We start from the raw sequence: 14,690 nt of genomic DNA on the forward strand, positions 1-14,690 counted from the left end.
TCCACTCCAATCGGAGGGACGACGGGCCAGCCGCAGACCCTCCCTACGCCGGTATAAGCCGGATCAGGTTCAGCGGGTCATGGGCTGCTGCCCACCTCTCAGCCGCGCATGAGCGGCCCCCCGGGGATGCGCGCGGCTTAGGCGGTCGGGCGAGCGGTGGAAAGCGCTATCGCATTGATCTGGCTGGTTGCCTCGATACGCGCACTTGGGGGCCTCTAGACGCCCCGCGGAGAACGGCGCGAAGAACGGCGCGCAGCGGCCGGCCTACCCGGAAAACATGCTGTGAAAACAAGGTAGGCCGACCGCCTCGGCAGCTCGATCGACGAGCACCGCCGGGGTCGGCGAGGGAACGCCGACGCCGCAGCGATGTCACAGATACGTTGCGGTGCGGGATTTGGATTCAGCGCTGGTGGATTCAGCGCTGGTGGAGCGACGTTCGATGCGGTCAGGCGCGACCTTCGCGGCGCTTGATCTCGCCCAACAGCGCCTCGGCGACCGGGTTGCCGACCTCGCCGCCGGACTGTTCGTACGCGGCCGCAAGCTCCGCGTCCGTTGCGTCCTGGAGCAGCCCGTTCACCTCCGCGTTGAAGTCGTCGACCTCGCCCGCGGCGGCATCGGCGGCGTCCTCGCTCGTCACGGCCGGCTCTTCGCCAGCGGCCGGAGCGTGGGCCATCACGGCGTCCTGCTTGAAGACGTCGAAGGCTTCGGCGGCTTCGTTGCGTTCCTCGATCGCGATTTCGAGGCGGGTGAACAGGTCGAGTTGCGGTGCGGTGTTTTCCATGACGGCAGCTTATCCGCGCGGACTGCGTCGAGGCAACTCGTTCGCGCACGGTAGAGGCGCCCGACCGGGAATTTGTATGATCTACAGCAACTCGTGCGACTTCCGGCCGGAGTGGCCGTTCTGCCCTTCGAGCTGCCGACCTTGATCCAGCGATCGGTTGCAGCAAGGAGAGACCATGACCGCGATCCGAGCCGCCGAGCCCTATGACCTGTCCCGGTTGATGGCGTTCGATTCCTTCCCCGGAGACCGGATCGTGGAGATCGTCGACCGCCGGATGCTGGTGGCCGAAGTGGACGGCGTCATCGCCGGCTATGTCGCGTGGCAGACCGGCGGATGCATCGGCAAGGATTACGTGAACAAGCTGGTCGTCGATCCCGACTATCGCCGCCACGGCATCGCCCAATCGCTCATCGCCGCGCTGCATTCGGTTTTGGACGGTAGAATTTTCATTTCGACCGGCGCCGACAATGTCGCGGCGGTCGGTCTGCTGACACTGACGAACTGGCAGCCGGCCGGAAAGATCATGGGATTGCGTCCCAGCGACGAGGCTGAGATCTTCTATTACCGGGACCTCTGAATCACGACAGTCCGTGGCTTTTTCGGGGTAAAACGCGACATCCATTCATGTCGTCAAACGTTGCCGATGATACATCTCAGACATGCCCCAACGGATGCTCAATCCCGATCAGCGGCTTCGCGAGCATCTCGAGGATGCTCTGGTGGAGGCCGATGCGCTTGGCCAGACGGTCGTCGCCGCATTGATCTCCGAGGCGCTCGACGCGATGGCCAGCCACGCTCCTTCATAAAAGGGATCGCCCTGCTGTCCCGAGTGTTGGGTGGCAATGGTAACGCAATTTCCGCAACCCCTGAACACACGATCGCTGGACACATGGTCGGAAGCCCCTCGCGTCCGGAGAACGAACGCGGCTGAAATCCGAGCGGGCGGGCGGTACGTCCTCTGCTGGCTGCAACAGGCGCTGCGGGCGCGGGACAATCCGGTGATCGACGCGTCGATCCGCCTCGGCAACGATCTCGGCCTGCCGGTCCTCGTCTATCACGGGCTGCGCGAGGATTACCCCTATGCGTCGGACCGCCTTCACCGGTTCATTCTGGGTGCGAGCCGCGACCTGGCGCTGGATTGTCGCCAGCGCGGCCTTGCCTGCGTCCAGCATGTCGACCGCGCCGACGCCCGCGAGAAGGGCCTGGTCTATCGTCTGGCAGCCGACAGCGCCGCGGTGTTCGTCGAGGACCAACCGACCTTCGTCGCGCGCTGGCAGCCGGACCGCGTCGCCGCCCGTACCGAAGTCGCGATGTTCGCGGTCAACGCCGCATGCGTAGTACCGCCCGCGCTGCTGGGGGACGGGATCGGTTCGACCACCGCGTTCCGGCGCAAACACGAGGCGGTACGCGCGGACTGGTTGGCGATCGCCGATCTCCCCGCCGCCGTCGCCGCGTATGACGGCCCCCTGCCCTTCACGTCCGATCGACTCGAATCCTGTAGCGATGCCGACCTGGACAGCCTCGTCGAGAGCGCGGCAATCGACCATTCGCTCGCGCTCAGCCCCGACTTTCCAGCGGGCCGCGACGGCGCGCTGACGAAGCTCGAACGGCTGATGGACATCGTGCTGCGGACCTATGCGACGACCCGCAACGACGCGACCAAACCGGTCGGTGCCAGCATGTTCTCGCCTTATCTGCACTTCGGCGTGATCGGTCCGCGCGAGGTCATGGCCACCGTAGACGCCGCCGATGCGCCGATAGCGGCCAAAGCCAAATTCGCCGACGAACTCCTGACCTGGCGCGAGTGGTTTCATTATCAGGCCCGCGCGCTCCCCTCGCCCGAGCGCTACGACCGGGTCTCGGAATGGGCGCGCGAAACGCTCGCTGCGCATGCCACCGATCCGCGTCCCGAGGTGGAAACGCTCGCCGACTTGCTCAACGGGACCACGCGGGACGAGACCTGGAACGCGTGCCAGCGCCAGTTCCTTGCCGATGGCTGGATGCACAACAACCTGCGCATGTACTGGGCCAAGCGGATCATCGCGCTGACCCCCGATCCGGAGACCGCGTGGGCGACCGCCTGTTACCTGAACGACCGGCTCAGTCTCGACGGACGCGATCCATCGACATACGGCAACATCGCTGCGTCGTTCGGTGCAGGGTCACCCGGCCGGGATGGTCCGCCGATCTATGGCAAGGTGCCGACGCGGTCGGATGGATCCACGCGACACCGCGACGGTGGCCCCGAGTGGCTTCGCGGCGCCGCGACGCGTACCGCGCCCGAACCGACGCTGCCGTCGAGCCTCCCGTCCGGACTTTACCTCTCGGGCGAACTGCCCATCTAACCCGAGCGCGCATTACCGATGCGCGCTGACGACCGCCCGACCAGTCCACCCTGCACGAACGGCGCGCCCACCCGGCGCAGCGCCGTACATCGGAATTGACCATGACCTCGACCACGCAAGACCGCCCGGAACCTCGTACGACGGGCTATGTCCTGACCAGCAGCGTGACGTTCGCGATGGCCGCGGCGGCCGGCGTCGCGGTCGCCAACATTTATTACAATCAACCGATGCTGGGCGTGATCGAGAAGGATCTGCCCGGCAAGCTGTCCACGCTGATCCCCACGGCGACACAGCTGGGGTATGCCGCGGGGCTGTTCTTCCTCGTGCCGCTCGGCGACCTCATCGAGCGCAAGCGCCTGATCGTGATCCAGTTCGCGGTCCTGGCCGCCGCGCTGGTCGCCGCCGCAGTCGCGCCCACCGCGGGCCTGGTCGTGGCTGCGTCGCTGCTGGTCGGTGTCGCCTCGACCGTCGCGCAGCAGATCGTGCCCTTGGCCGCCAACCTCGCCGCCCCGGAGCGGCGCGGCGCGACCGTCGGCACGGTCATGTCGGGGTTGTTGTGCGGTATATTGCTGAGCCGAACGCTGGCCGGCTTCGTCGCCACGCATGCCGGGTGGCGCGAGATGTTCTGGCTCGGCGTGCCGATGGCGCTCGCGGTCGGCGCCTGGATGGCGATCAAGCTACCCCGCAGCCAGCCGGCCGCCACGTTGTCCTATGGCGGCCTGCTCCGCTCGCTCGTCGGACTGTGGCGTGAGTTCGGCGCATTGCGGTTGGCGACCGTCACCCAATCGCTGATCTTCGCAGCGTTCACCGCGTTCTGGACGATCCTGGCGCTCCGGCTTCAGGAGCCGCGCTATGCGATGGGCGCCGACGTGGCCGGGCTGTTCGGCGTCGTGGGCGCAGTCGGCATCTTCGCCGCGCCGATCGCCGGGCGATACGCCGATCGAAAGGGTCCGCATCTGGTGATCGCGCTCGGCGCCGCGCTGACGCTGATATCCTGGATAATGTTCGGCGTGTGGACGTCGATCGCGGGCATGGTCGTCGGTGTCATCGTGCTCGACTTCGCCGTCCAAAGCGCGCTCGTCTCCAACCAGCACATCGTCTACGCGCTGCGCCCCGAAGCGCGGGCGCGGCTCAACACCATCTTCATGGGCGGCATGTTCCTGGGCGGCGCGGTCGGATCCGCCGCGGCGACGCAGGCCTGGGCCGCAGCCGGTTGGTTCGGCGTAGTCGTGCTCGGCATCGTGCTGACCGCGTTGGCGACGATCACCCAGGTCACCAGCCTGACGCGGCGGCAGCGGCGGAGGGGGCGGGCGATCTGACCGATCGCCCGACGGCCCTTACAGTCCGATGGAGTATAGCGCGTGGTGGGCCAAGATGAACAAGGTGCGACGATCCGCGCCACCGATGACGAGTTGCAGCGGACGTTCGGGTACGTCGATACGGCGTAACAGCGTGCCGTCGGGCCGGTAGACGAACACCTGTCCATTGGCGACGTACAGGTTGCCGGCCGCGTCGCGCGTCGCACTCTCACCGCCGCGCGGTGCTGCGATCTTGAGGTCGGTTACCCGACCATTGTCGCCGACCAGACCGCTATACGTGCGGTTCTGCGATCCGTTGGTCAGCACCACCCGCTCGCCGGGGATCGCCGTGACGAAGCCATACGAATCAAGCGTATCGGACCAGCGCCAGCCCTGGTGATCGTCAGGCCCCTGGTTCCACACGCGGAACGCCGGCAGGACAAGCGACCCGTCGGGCGAGACATATTCCTGCGTCTTCGCCTCGCCCATCTTGCTGGTGAAGAAATCGGCGAGCGGTGGATATTGATACGTCGTCGGATCGATCCGATCGGCGAATTCGCCGTTCGCCCAGACGTTGACGGGGAACATCGTCGCCGCGCTGCGTCGCACCTTGGCAGGTGTCGGTGCGATCACCTTGACGTCCGCCGGCTTGGTCGGATCGATACTGTAGACGGTACCGTCTCGCCCAGCCGACGACAGCACCATCAGATCACCGGACTTGGCGACCGCGAGGTTCACCGCGTCGAGCGGCGCCTCCGCCACGATCGACAGGCCTTCGCTCTTCGACCAGCCATGGATCCGCTGGAAGCGGCGATCGATGAAGTACAGCTTGCCCTGCGCGTCGACCGCACCGCCGGCGATCGAATAGAAACCGTCGGCCAGCTTCTCGACGCCGGGCGTGAGCGGTATCGGGGTCCGCACTGCCGTCGCCGATGCTGCCGGCACGTCGAGCTTGGCGAACTCGAGTTCGCGGACTTCCTGGCCGCGCGTCATGTCCTTGATCGCGTTCTCGAACGGGAATTTGCTTGCGCGCAGATAGGTGCCGCAACCCTTCGTATCGCAGCTCGCAAAGCCGCTTTCGGCGTTCACGTGGACGTTACGGAAACGGATATCGCCCGAATTGTAGAGCTTTACCGCGGCGTCCATCGGCTTGATCGTGCGCGTCACGCGGTAGCCATGGTAGTTCGCGAACAGGATGTTGCGCGAATTGCGGATCTCGGTCGAGATCGCGTCGACGCCGTCGCGCACCTCCTGCTCGGTCTGCGGCGCGAGGAATTCCCAGTTCTCGACGTTGTCGAGGACGATCTCGGCGCGGTAGTGATGCTCGGCCGACAGTTCGTAGACGTGGCCGGGGGTCTTGGTGTTCGAGACGTAGAAGCCCGCCGAGGCCAGCGTGTTCGGCGACCACAGCGCCGCAAACGTGCCGCCGCCGCCGTCGGTGACCCAGATGCTGGGATATTGCCCGTCGAAGCGCGCGCGCGGATCGCCGAAGCCGATCGGGCTGCCCTTGGTCAGCACGGTGCCGCCGCCGCCCTGGATCTTGACGTCGTTGACCATCGACGCCTCCCCCGCCTTCCAGAGGAGCGCGGTCGCGCGCGGGTTCACGCCGCCGGTCCAGAGCCCCACGCCGGAGACGATCGCGTTGCCGCCCTTCGCGCTCTCCAGCAGAGCCTTGGGGCCGCCGACGCCCATGTACGCAGGCGTCTCGTCGGGGAGATAGAGGTGCGTGAGGCTCGGGTGCAGCGAGATCAGCACGCTGTCCGGCCGCAGCTTCAGCGTGTCGGTCACCCGGTAGCGGCCGAGCGGGAGATACAGCACGCGGTGCGTATCGATCGCCCGCTGCAACGCCTTTGTATCGTCCGTGGTATCGTCACCTTTGACGCCCAAATCATGGACGTTCGCCCATTCGCGCACGGCCGGCATGGCGCGGATCGCAGGCGCGCGACGTTTCGGCAGCCGCGACAACGGCGCTATCGATACGTCGGTCGCATATTCGCCGATCATGCCGAGACCCGCCAGCTTCAGGCCGTAGGAAAAGTCGGCGACCCGGTAGCTCGGGCCCGCGGCCGCGATCGTCTTGCCGCTGTCGCGGAAGCGCGCGAAGGTCGGCGTGTTGCTCGCGACCGCATTGTCGAAGCCGATCTGCGTGAAGACGTTGTCCTCGGCGGAAATCACGATGCCCGCCTGCGACACGTTCTCGAACCGGACGTCCTTGCCCCAGACCGAATCCGAGTAGCCGCGATCGATCTCGATGCCGACCGGCGTATCGCGGATCGCGACGTTGACGAGAGTCAGGTCGACCTCGTGCTCGCGGATCGCGGCGTCGCGCTGACCCTGGAACTCAGAGTCGAGCAGCGTGAACTGCCAGGCGGGCGAGGTCTTTTCGGACATGAGGCCATAGCGACCGCCGAAGAAGCGCAGATTCTCGAACTCGTTGCCCGCTTGGTAGACGCCGGCGAGGCCTGATCCGATGTGAAAGTCGATGTGTCGCAGATACCCATGCTGTGCGACGCGGAAGCGCACCGCGACCGCGCCGGCATTGCCGTCGCCGATCCGAAAATCGACGTTGGACAGCGTGGAATAGAAGGTGCTGGAGGTCGCATCGAAGATCGCCGGATCGAATGGAACGCTGGTGCGCGGCGGTACGGGTGCCTTGCCGACGCGGTACTGATCCTCGCCGGTGAAGCTGACCATCGCCGCGACGCCCGAGCCGAAGCCCGCGCTATTGTCGGTGAGAACGATCTCCGGCCGGGTCGCGCCGATGCCGAAGACGCGGACCGCCGAGCGGATGAAGATCGTGCGCGTGATGCGGTAGCGGCCCGAGGGCAGGAACACGACGCCGCCATGACCGCCGGCCGCCGCCGCGTCGATCGCCTGCTGGATCGCGGCGCTGTCGTCGGCGCGGCCATCGCCGACGCCCTTGACGGTTATCGCGCGTGGATCGTTGGGCTGGGTGAGGTAGACCGAGACGGATTTGGTCGGGGCGGGTTTTGAAGGGGCGGGTTTTGCTAGAGCCGGGGTGGCGACAAGAAGCGCCGTTCCGCAGAGCAGCCATTTCGCAACCATCATCCGTCTCCCGTTATCAGGACAGCAGTCCTACCGTTCATGGGGGTGCGCTTCATCTGCGACGAAGGTCGTAATTTTGGGGGCTGCGGATCCTCCCCGTGGCGGGGGAGGATCGAAAACGGTGGCGTCAGATCGCCAGCGTCTGCGCGACGATCGCGGCCTGCGTGCGGTTGCGGACGTTCAGCTTGCGCATCAGGGCGGTCATGTGGACCTTCACGGTGGCCTCGGCGATGCCGAGATCGAACGCGATCTGCTTGTTGAGCAGGCCCGAATGGACGCCGCGAAGGACCCTGATCTGGGTCGGCGTCAGGCGCGGCGACGCGGCGCAAGAGGCAGCAGCGGTCGCGACCGAGTTTTGGTGCGTATCGTATCCAGGCCGTTCCATGGTCATCCCTCCCTGTGCGCCGGCCAGAATCGCAGCGGCCGAGGGCCGAGACGCGGTGGCTGTCGCTGTTGATCCAATGATCCGTTATGCGGATTCGGTTGGACAGGTTTCGAGTATGGGCCGCACGATCGAACGCAATCAAGCCTTTTTTGTTGTCAGATCGAAAAGACCTGTCGTACAGATCCGCCATCATATCGGCAGGCGAAGGCGCCGCCGACCAACCGGAGGGGCGTGATGTCACGAGCACTGGACGAGCGCGCCCGACCGCGATCTGCACGCCGATGATCAGCGCCGACATGCGGCTGGTGATCGCCGCGCTCGCCGGGATACTCCTGGCCGTCCTGATGATCGTTCGCGGTCGCCTTCATCCCTTTATCGGCCTGTTGTGCGGCGCGTTCACCGTCGGGCTGCTCGCCGGACTTCCCCTCCCCGAGGTGGCGAAGGCGGTGCAGAAGGGGGTCGGCGACATCATCGGCGGCACCGGGCTGGTCGTGGCACTCGGCCTGTCGCTCGGCGCGATGCTGCATCTGTCGGGCGCCGCGGCGTCGCTTGCCAAGGGCGCGTTGCAGCTGACCGGCAAACAGGCCGCGCCATGGGCGACGCTGGGCATCGCGATCATCGTCGGGTTGCCGCTGTTCTTCGAGACCGGCCTCGTCCTGCTGCTGCCGATCGTCGTAGCGGCCGCGGAGGAGATGACCGGCAAGGACGGTGCGGAGCGCGACGCGGCGAAGCTAAGGCTGATCATGCCGGCGCTGGCGGGGCTCGGCGTGGTCCATGCGCTGGTACCACCGCATCCGGGACCGCTGCTCGCGGTCGAGGCATTGGGTGCGAGTCTCGGCAAGACGATGCTGTACGGGATTGCGATCGCGATCCCGACGGCGATCATATCCGGGCCGTTGCTGGCGAAGTTCACGACGCGCGGCGTGCGGCTGGAGGCGCCGGTGCTGCACGACCATGCGCTCGCCATCGCACCGCCGCCGCGACTGTGGTCGCTGTTGATCGTGCTGCTGCCCGTACTGATGATCGCGACCGGCGAGCTTGGCCAGATGATCCCCGGGATGAAGGGCACCGCCTGGCTGGTCGCGGCGAGCAACCCCGTCGTCGCCCTCTTGCTGACCAATTTGATCGCGCTGCCGCTGCTGTTCGGGCGGCGGCTGCGCGATGCCGCGATCCAGAACGCGGTGTGGCACGAGACGATGGGCGCCGCGGGGGCGATCCTGCTCGCGATCGGCGCGGGCGGTGCGTTGAAGCAGGTGCTGGTGACCGCAGGCCTGTCCGACCTGCTCGCGCGCACCGTGCTGATGTATTCGATCTCGCCGCTGTTGCTCGGCTGGCTGGTCGCGGTCGGCATACGCCTCGCCGCGGGCTCCGCGACCGTGGCGACGATCACTGCGGTCGGGATCATGCCGGGCGTCGTCGCAAGCTCGGGGGTGTCGCCGGAACTGGTCGTGCTGGCGATCGGCGCCGGGTCGGTGTTCTTCAGCCACGTCAACGATCCGGGCTTCTGGCTGGTCAAAAGCTATGTCGGCACCAGCACCGCGGATACGTTCCGCACCTGGTCGATGCTGGAGACGTCGATCTCCGTGGTCGGCCTCGCGTTCGTCCTGGCGCTCAGTCATGTCGTCTGAGACTCCGAGCACCACTCTGCCGCCGGTCGTCCCGGACATGCCCGGCGGGAACGGCGAAAGGCTGGCGGACCGGGCCTATACCGGGATCGTCCAGATCATCCTCGACGAGGAGCTCGCGGTCGGCGACCGGCTGCCCGCGGAGGACAAGCTGGCGACGATGTTCGGCATGTCGCGGACGATGGTGCGCGAGGCGTTGGCGCGACTCGCGTCGGACGGGATCACGCAGGCGCGGCGCGGCGCGGGATCCTATGTCAAACGGCGGCCCTCGGAGCGGCTTGGATCGCACATGCCGATGGCGGACATCGCAGCGACGCTCGGCACGTACGAAGTGCGCTTCGTGCTGGAGGCGGAAGCCGCGCGACTCGCGGCACAACGCCGGTCGCACCACCAGATGGACGCGATCGAGCGCGCGCTGGAGGCGTTGCGTACCGCGCTGCTGTCGAACGCGCCTGCACATGACGAGGACTGGATACTGCACCGTGCGATCGCCGAAGCGACGGCCAATGCGGCATTTTTGCCGGTGTTCGACCATCTCCAGGACGCGGTGATGCGGATCCTGCGCGCCGGCGTCGAGATATCGCGGTCGCGCGCGCCCGACGTGATCAAGGCGATGATGGACGAGCATGACGCGATCGTCGAAGCGATTCGCGCGCAGGATGCCGATGGCGCGGCATTGGCGATGCGCTGGCACCTGTCGCAGGGCCGCAAGCGCCTGATGCCCTGACGATCCGGGTTTCGGCTCCCCGCCGGGACCTGCGACCATGGTCGTAGATGATACCGCGCCCAGTATATCGTAGAGAACGGCAAGAATGACACGTCGCCAAGCCGCACAACGGCACGCGCTACGTGCAACTAGGGGACGGACGGATGCAAAAGGTTACGCGCGGTCGGCGATCAGTCGGATCTTTCAATGTTAACGCAACCAGCATGATCGTGCTGGCAACCGCGTTGCTCTGCGCTCCTGCCGCAGCCCAAACCGCAACCCCGCAGTCCGACCTGCCCGCCTCGACCCAATCGGCCGATCCGGCAGCGCCCCCGCAGACGCTGACTCCGCAGACCGCCGCCGACGACCAGGGCGCGACGGAGAAGGACATCGTCGTCACGGGTTCGCGCATCACGTCGAGCGGTTTCAACGCGCCAACGCCGACGACCGTGATCGGCGAGGACCAGATCCTCAAGAACGCACAGCCCAACATCTTCAACGCGATCGCGCAGTTGCCGTCGCTGCAGGGATCCACCGGCGCCTCCACCGGGACGTTCAGCACGTCGAGCGGCACGCAGGGGCTCAGTTCCTTCTCGCTGCGTGGCCTCGGCCCCATCCGTACGCTGACCCTGCTCGACGGCCAGCGCGTCGTCGGCGCGAACGTCTCGGGCGTGCCCGACATCAGCATGTTCCCACAGCTGCTGATCAAGCGCGTCGACGTCGTGACGGGTGGCGCATCGGCCTCCTATGGTTCGGACGCGGTCGGCGGCGTGGTCAACTTCATTACCGACACGCGCTTCAAGGGCTTCAAGGCGAACATTCAGGGCGGCATCACGAATTACGGCGACGACAAGCAGGCGTTGGTCCAGGCCGCGTTCGGTACGTCGCTGTTCGGCGATCGCCTGCACCTGATCGTCAGCGGCGAATATGACGACGAAGACGGCGTCGGCCCGGGCGATTTCGGCACCGACCTCGCCAAGGGTCGCGACTGGTACCGCGCCACCACGCTCGTCAACACCGGTCAGACGAACAACGGCCTGCCGCAGTTCAACTACCGCGACTATGCCCAGCCCTATCAATATGCGCGCTACGGGCTGATCAACAACGGCCCGTTGCAGGGCATAGCCTTCGACCAGAGCGGCGCACCGTACAATTTCAACTATGGTTCGAACGGTCGTCCGACCGGTACGGGCGGCGTGACGAATTGCTTCCCCGCCAACAGCTTCTGCGTCGGCGGCGACCTGTCGGGTGCGCCGGGTTCGGGCGCATCGCTGAAGTCCTCGCTGGAGCGGCTCAACGGGTTCGGGCGGATCGGCTTCGATTTCGCCCCGGACAACGAGGCTTATGTGACGGTCAACCTTGCGCAGGTGAAGACCAGCAACCAGCCAAGCCCGGGATACAACCGCCCCAACCTGACCGTGCAGTGCGCCAACCCCTTCCTGCCGCAACTGGTGCGGGATCGCTGCGCGACCGCGATCAACCCCGCCACCGGGACCCCAGGAATCACGCAGTTCGGCTTCGGTAGCAGCAACGGCAACTTCCCCGATCCATTGGTCCAGACGGACCGTCGCCAATACCGCTTCGTCGGCGGGCTGAAGGGCAAGTTCGAGATCGGCAGCACGCCCTGGACCTACGACGCCTATTACGAACACGGCATCACGCTGGCGGCGATCGACGTCGAGAATACCGTGCTTCAGAACCGCTACGTCGCCGCGACCAACGCGATCACGCTGAACGGTGCGATCGTCTGCGCCGATCCGGTCGCGCGCGCCGCTGGGTGCCAGCCGATCAACATCTTCGGCGGCGCGGTGCCGTCGACATCGGCACTTGCCTATGTCACGCCCGCCAATGGGCCGCTCCAGCGCACCAAGCTGACGCAGGACGTCGCCAGCCTCAACTTCTCGGGCGAGCCGCTCAACCTGTGGGCCGGGCCGCTGTCGGTCGCGTTCGGTGGCGAATATCGTCGTGAATTCTACCGCGTCCACGGCGATCCCTATGGTGCGGGCGTTACCGCACTCAGTCCCAACAGCGCCGCCTATCCCGCCGATCCGCTGTTGAATTCGGCGCTGGGCAGCAACTGGGCAGCGGGCAACTACAAGAACGGCCGCGGCAAATACGAGGTGTACGAGGGCTTTCTGGAGCTCAACCTGCCCTTGTTCAACAGCGAGGCGATCGGTCGCGCCAACCTCAACGGCGCGGGCCGCGTGACGCATTACAGCACATCGGGCACGGTTTGGGCCTGGAAGGCGGGCGGTACCTGGGATACGCCGTTGGACGGCATCCGGTTGCGCGCCGTCACGTCGCGCGACGTCCGTGCGCCGAACCTGTCCGAACTGTTCGCCGCACCGACCGTCACCACGCTGCCGAACTTCACCAATCCCTTTTCCGGCAGCGGTGTGCAGGCGTTCCAGAACACCGTCGGCAACCCCGATCTGAAGCCGGAAATCGCGCGCAATACCGAGGTGGGCATCGTCCTGTCGCATCCCTCATGGGCGCCGGGTCTCGGCCTGTCGTTCGACTACTACAAGATCAAGCTCGACGGAGTGGTCTCGACACTGTCGCCCGACCAGATCGTCCGCTTCTGCTTCGAGGGCAACCAGGCGTTCTGCGGCGGCTTCGTGCTGAACAGCCCGACGCAGGGCGGCAATTTCATCAACGTCCAGCCGTTCAACCTGGCATCGTGGAAGACCAGCGGGTTCGACATCGAGGCGAGCTATCAATGGAAGAAGCCGCTCGGCATTCCGGGCAACTTCACGCTCCGCGTGCTGGGCACGCATGTGAAGGAGTTCCTGGTCGATGCCGGGATCGCCAACGTCGACGTCGTCGACCAGGCCGGGGCCAACAACGGCAACACGCCGGACTGGAAATGGCTGGCGACGCAAAGCTACGACAACGAGCTCTTCAGCATCAATCTGCAGGAGCGCTGGTTCTCGGACGGCGTCTTCGGCAACCAGTATGTGGTCTGCACCACCGGCTGCCCGGTCTCGACCGCCAACCACCCGACCATCGACTACAACAAGATGAAGGGCGCGTTCTACGTCGACCTCGGGGGATCGGTTAACGTCACCAAGCAGGTCAGCATGTTCTTCAAGGTCGACAATCTGTTCGATCACGATCCAGCGCCCGCGCCGCAGACCAATACCGGCCTCGACGTGAACCCCGCGCTGTACGACACGCTCGGCCGTATCTACCGCCTGGGCGTCCGCGCCCGGTTCTGATCGGCGGCTCCCCCGGTAGCGATCGCTACCGGGGAAGAGCAGGGTTCAGCCTTGCCATCCCGCACGGAGCGGCAGACGCAGGACGCGGTCGTTGGCGGTCATGTACAGCGCCAGCCCGCGCTCGCCGAACGCGCAGTTGGCGATCGGCGCACCGGTCGTCACCAGCGCGAGCGGCTCCGCATCGGGCGTCATGACCATCATGCCGCCGGGCACCGAGCATATCAGCGTCCCATCGCGCGCGACCTTCATGCCGTCGGGCAACCCCGCCCCGCCCCGCGCCTTCATCGCCTTGGCATCGAGCAGGACCCGGGCATTGCGCACGCCCTTGGCATCGAGATCGTAGACCATGATCCGCGGCGCGGTCTCGTCGGACACCGATACGTAGAGCCGGGTCTCGTCGGGGGACAGCGCGATGCCGTTCGGTCGCGTCAGGCTTCCCTCGAGCAGCTCGACCGTGCCGCCCGGCCGCAGTCGATACACGCCGTTCACCGCCAGTTCCTTCAACGGCGACGTATCGCCCTCGGTCAGGCCGTAGGGCGGATCGGTGAAATACAGCGTACCGTCGCGCGCGACGTGCATGTGGTTCGGGCTGTTGAACCGCTTTCCCTGATAGCGGTCTACTACGACTTCGCGCCGCCGCGTGACCAGATCGACGCGATCGATCGACCGCCCGCCACTGTTGGCGACCAGCAGCTTGCCCGCTCGATCGAGCGTCAGTCCGTTCGCACCCGGTTCTCGGATGCGCTTCGGATCGGTCCCGCCTGCGCCCGACGGATCGAGGAACGGCACCGCCGGGCTACCCTTGCGCCAGCGACGCACGATGTTGGCGGGTGGATCGGAGAACAGCAGATATTGTCCGGCCTCGACCCATAGCGGCCCCTCCGCCCACCGAATGCCGGTCGCGATCGTCTCGATCCGCGTGCCCGGCACGACCATGCGGTCGAACGTCGGCGACAGTCTCTGGATGCGCGGCTCGGGCGGCGTCGCCGCGACGCCAGCGCCGAAAGCCGGTGTAGCGGCCATCGCCACCGCGCCGAACAGGATTTCGCGACGTCCCGGTCGGAAGGAGGCGCCTGTGCGATGCTCAAACATTGGTGGGGCGATCGGTGCGTGGATGGACCGCGGCCTGTCCGGCAATGCTTGTGTTCATATCGTCCAGACCCTTTGTTTGCGCGGCGTTTCATTGGGGCGCGAATTTATACCTCGGAGTTGGGCAGCAACAAAATCTCCTCCCCTCCCTGAAAGGGAGGGGTTGGGGGTGGGTAG

11 protein-coding genes and 1 riboswitch are annotated in these 14,690 nt (G+C 66.2%); of the genes, 7 read left to right on the top strand and 4 right to left on the bottom strand.

The window, feature by feature from the left end:
• Positions 1-23: 23 nt before the first annotated feature.
• Positions 24-133: riboswitch (TPP riboswitch) on the bottom strand.
• Between the two features lie 312 nt (positions 134-445).
• Positions 446-781: a hypothetical protein gene (locus U1708_RS06995; RefSeq protein WP_307086679.1), complete on the bottom strand. Its 336-nt coding sequence runs from the start codon at positions 779-781 to the stop codon at positions 446-448.
• A gap of 175 nt (positions 782-956) precedes the next feature.
• Here U1708_RS06995 and U1708_RS07000 point away from each other — a divergent pair, with 175 nt between their 5' ends.
• From U1708_RS07000 to U1708_RS07015, 4 genes are all read left to right on the top strand, one after another.
• Positions 957-1,358 (top strand): GNAT family N-acetyltransferase, encoded by a 402-nt coding sequence (locus tag U1708_RS07000; protein ID WP_332744090.1) that lies wholly within the window; start codon positions 957-959, stop codon positions 1,356-1,358.
• 82 nt (positions 1,359-1,440) lie between these two features.
• The gene (locus U1708_RS07005; RefSeq protein ID WP_332744092.1) at positions 1,441-1,587 is read left to right on the top strand and encodes a hypothetical protein; all 147 of its coding nucleotides are present in this window, start codon (positions 1,441-1,443) and stop codon (positions 1,585-1,587) included.
• A 192-nt stretch (positions 1,588-1,779) separates the two neighbouring features.
• Positions 1,780-3,126, top strand: a complete 1,347-nt coding sequence (locus U1708_RS07010; protein WP_443029987.1) for a deoxyribodipyrimidine photo-lyase — start codon at positions 1,780-1,782, stop codon at positions 3,124-3,126.
• A gap of 101 nt (positions 3,127-3,227) precedes the next feature.
• Entirely contained in the window at positions 3,228-4,445 is a 1,218-nt protein-coding gene (locus U1708_RS07015) for an MFS transporter (RefSeq protein ID WP_332744096.1), read from the top strand.
• A gap of 18 nt (positions 4,446-4,463) precedes the next feature.
• Here U1708_RS07015 and U1708_RS07020 read toward each other — a convergent pair whose 3' ends face one another.
• Both U1708_RS07020 and U1708_RS07025 read right to left on the bottom strand, forming a co-directional pair.
• On the bottom strand, positions 4,464-7,493 hold the full coding sequence (locus tag U1708_RS07020) for a glycosyl hydrolase family 28-related protein (protein WP_332744098.1): 3,030 nt from the start codon (positions 7,491-7,493) through the stop codon (positions 4,464-4,466).
• A 124-nt stretch (positions 7,494-7,617) separates the two neighbouring features.
• Positions 7,618-7,875: a helix-turn-helix domain-containing protein gene (locus tag U1708_RS07025; protein WP_332744100.1), complete on the bottom strand. Its 258-nt coding sequence runs from the start codon at positions 7,873-7,875 to the stop codon at positions 7,618-7,620.
• Between the two features lie 281 nt (positions 7,876-8,156).
• Here U1708_RS07025 and U1708_RS07030 point away from each other — a divergent pair, with 281 nt between their 5' ends.
• The 3 genes from U1708_RS07030 (at position 8,157) to U1708_RS07040 (ending at position 13,424) form a co-directional block, all read left to right on the top strand.
• Entirely contained in the window at positions 8,157-9,503 is a 1,347-nt protein-coding gene (locus tag U1708_RS07030) for a GntP family permease (RefSeq protein WP_332744102.1), read from the top strand.
• Positions 9,504-9,540: 37 nt separating this feature from the next.
• Positions 9,541-10,227 carry a FadR/GntR family transcriptional regulator gene (locus tag U1708_RS07035; RefSeq protein WP_332744553.1) on the top strand — a complete coding sequence of 229 codons (687 nt, stop codon included), beginning with the start codon at positions 9,541-9,543 and terminating at the stop codon, positions 10,225-10,227.
• 203 nt (positions 10,228-10,430) lie between these two features.
• Positions 10,431-13,424 (top strand): TonB-dependent receptor plug domain-containing protein, encoded by a 2,994-nt coding sequence (locus tag U1708_RS07040; protein WP_332744104.1) that lies wholly within the window; start codon positions 10,431-10,433, stop codon positions 13,422-13,424.
• Positions 13,425-13,469: 45 nt separating this feature from the next.
• Here U1708_RS07040 and U1708_RS07045 read toward each other — a convergent pair whose 3' ends face one another.
• Positions 13,470-14,516: an SMP-30/gluconolactonase/LRE family protein gene (locus U1708_RS07045; protein WP_332744106.1), complete on the bottom strand. Its 1,047-nt coding sequence runs from the start codon at positions 14,514-14,516 to the stop codon at positions 13,470-13,472.
• Between the last annotated feature and the right edge of the window lie 174 nt (positions 14,517-14,690).

It is taken from the genome of Sphingomonas arabinosi (genome assembly GCF_036663715.1).
In the GTDB taxonomy this organism is placed as follows: Bacteria; Pseudomonadota; Alphaproteobacteria; order Sphingomonadales; family Sphingomonadaceae; genus Sphingomonas.

Coding starts and splice junctions, on each gene's coding strand:
- U1708_RS07015 (WP_332744096.1), top strand. CDS start 3,228: ATGACCTCGACCACGCAAGACCGCCCGGAACCTCGTACGACGGGCTAT.
- U1708_RS07035 (WP_332744553.1), top strand. CDS start 9,541: ATGCCCGGCGGGAACGGCGAAAGGCTGGCGGACCGGGCCTATACCGGG.
- U1708_RS06995 (WP_307086679.1), bottom strand. CDS start 781: ATGGAAAACACCGCACCGCAACTCGACCTGTTCACCCGCCTCGAAATC.
- U1708_RS07045 (WP_332744106.1), bottom strand. CDS start 14,516: ATGTTTGAGCATCGCACAGGCGCCTCCTTCCGACCGGGACGTCGCGAA.
- U1708_RS07000 (WP_332744090.1), top strand. CDS start 957: ATGACCGCGATCCGAGCCGCCGAGCCCTATGACCTGTCCCGGTTGATG.
- U1708_RS07020 (WP_332744098.1), bottom strand. CDS start 7,493: ATGATGGTTGCGAAATGGCTGCTCTGCGGAACGGCGCTTCTTGTCGCC.
- U1708_RS07030 (WP_332744102.1), top strand. CDS start 8,157: ATGATCAGCGCCGACATGCGGCTGGTGATCGCCGCGCTCGCCGGGATA.
- U1708_RS07025 (WP_332744100.1), bottom strand. CDS start 7,875: ATGGAACGGCCTGGATACGATACGCACCAAAACTCGGTCGCGACCGCT.
- U1708_RS07040 (WP_332744104.1), top strand. CDS start 10,431: ATGATCGTGCTGGCAACCGCGTTGCTCTGCGCTCCTGCCGCAGCCCAA.
- U1708_RS07005 (WP_332744092.1), top strand. CDS start 1,441: ATGCCCCAACGGATGCTCAATCCCGATCAGCGGCTTCGCGAGCATCTC.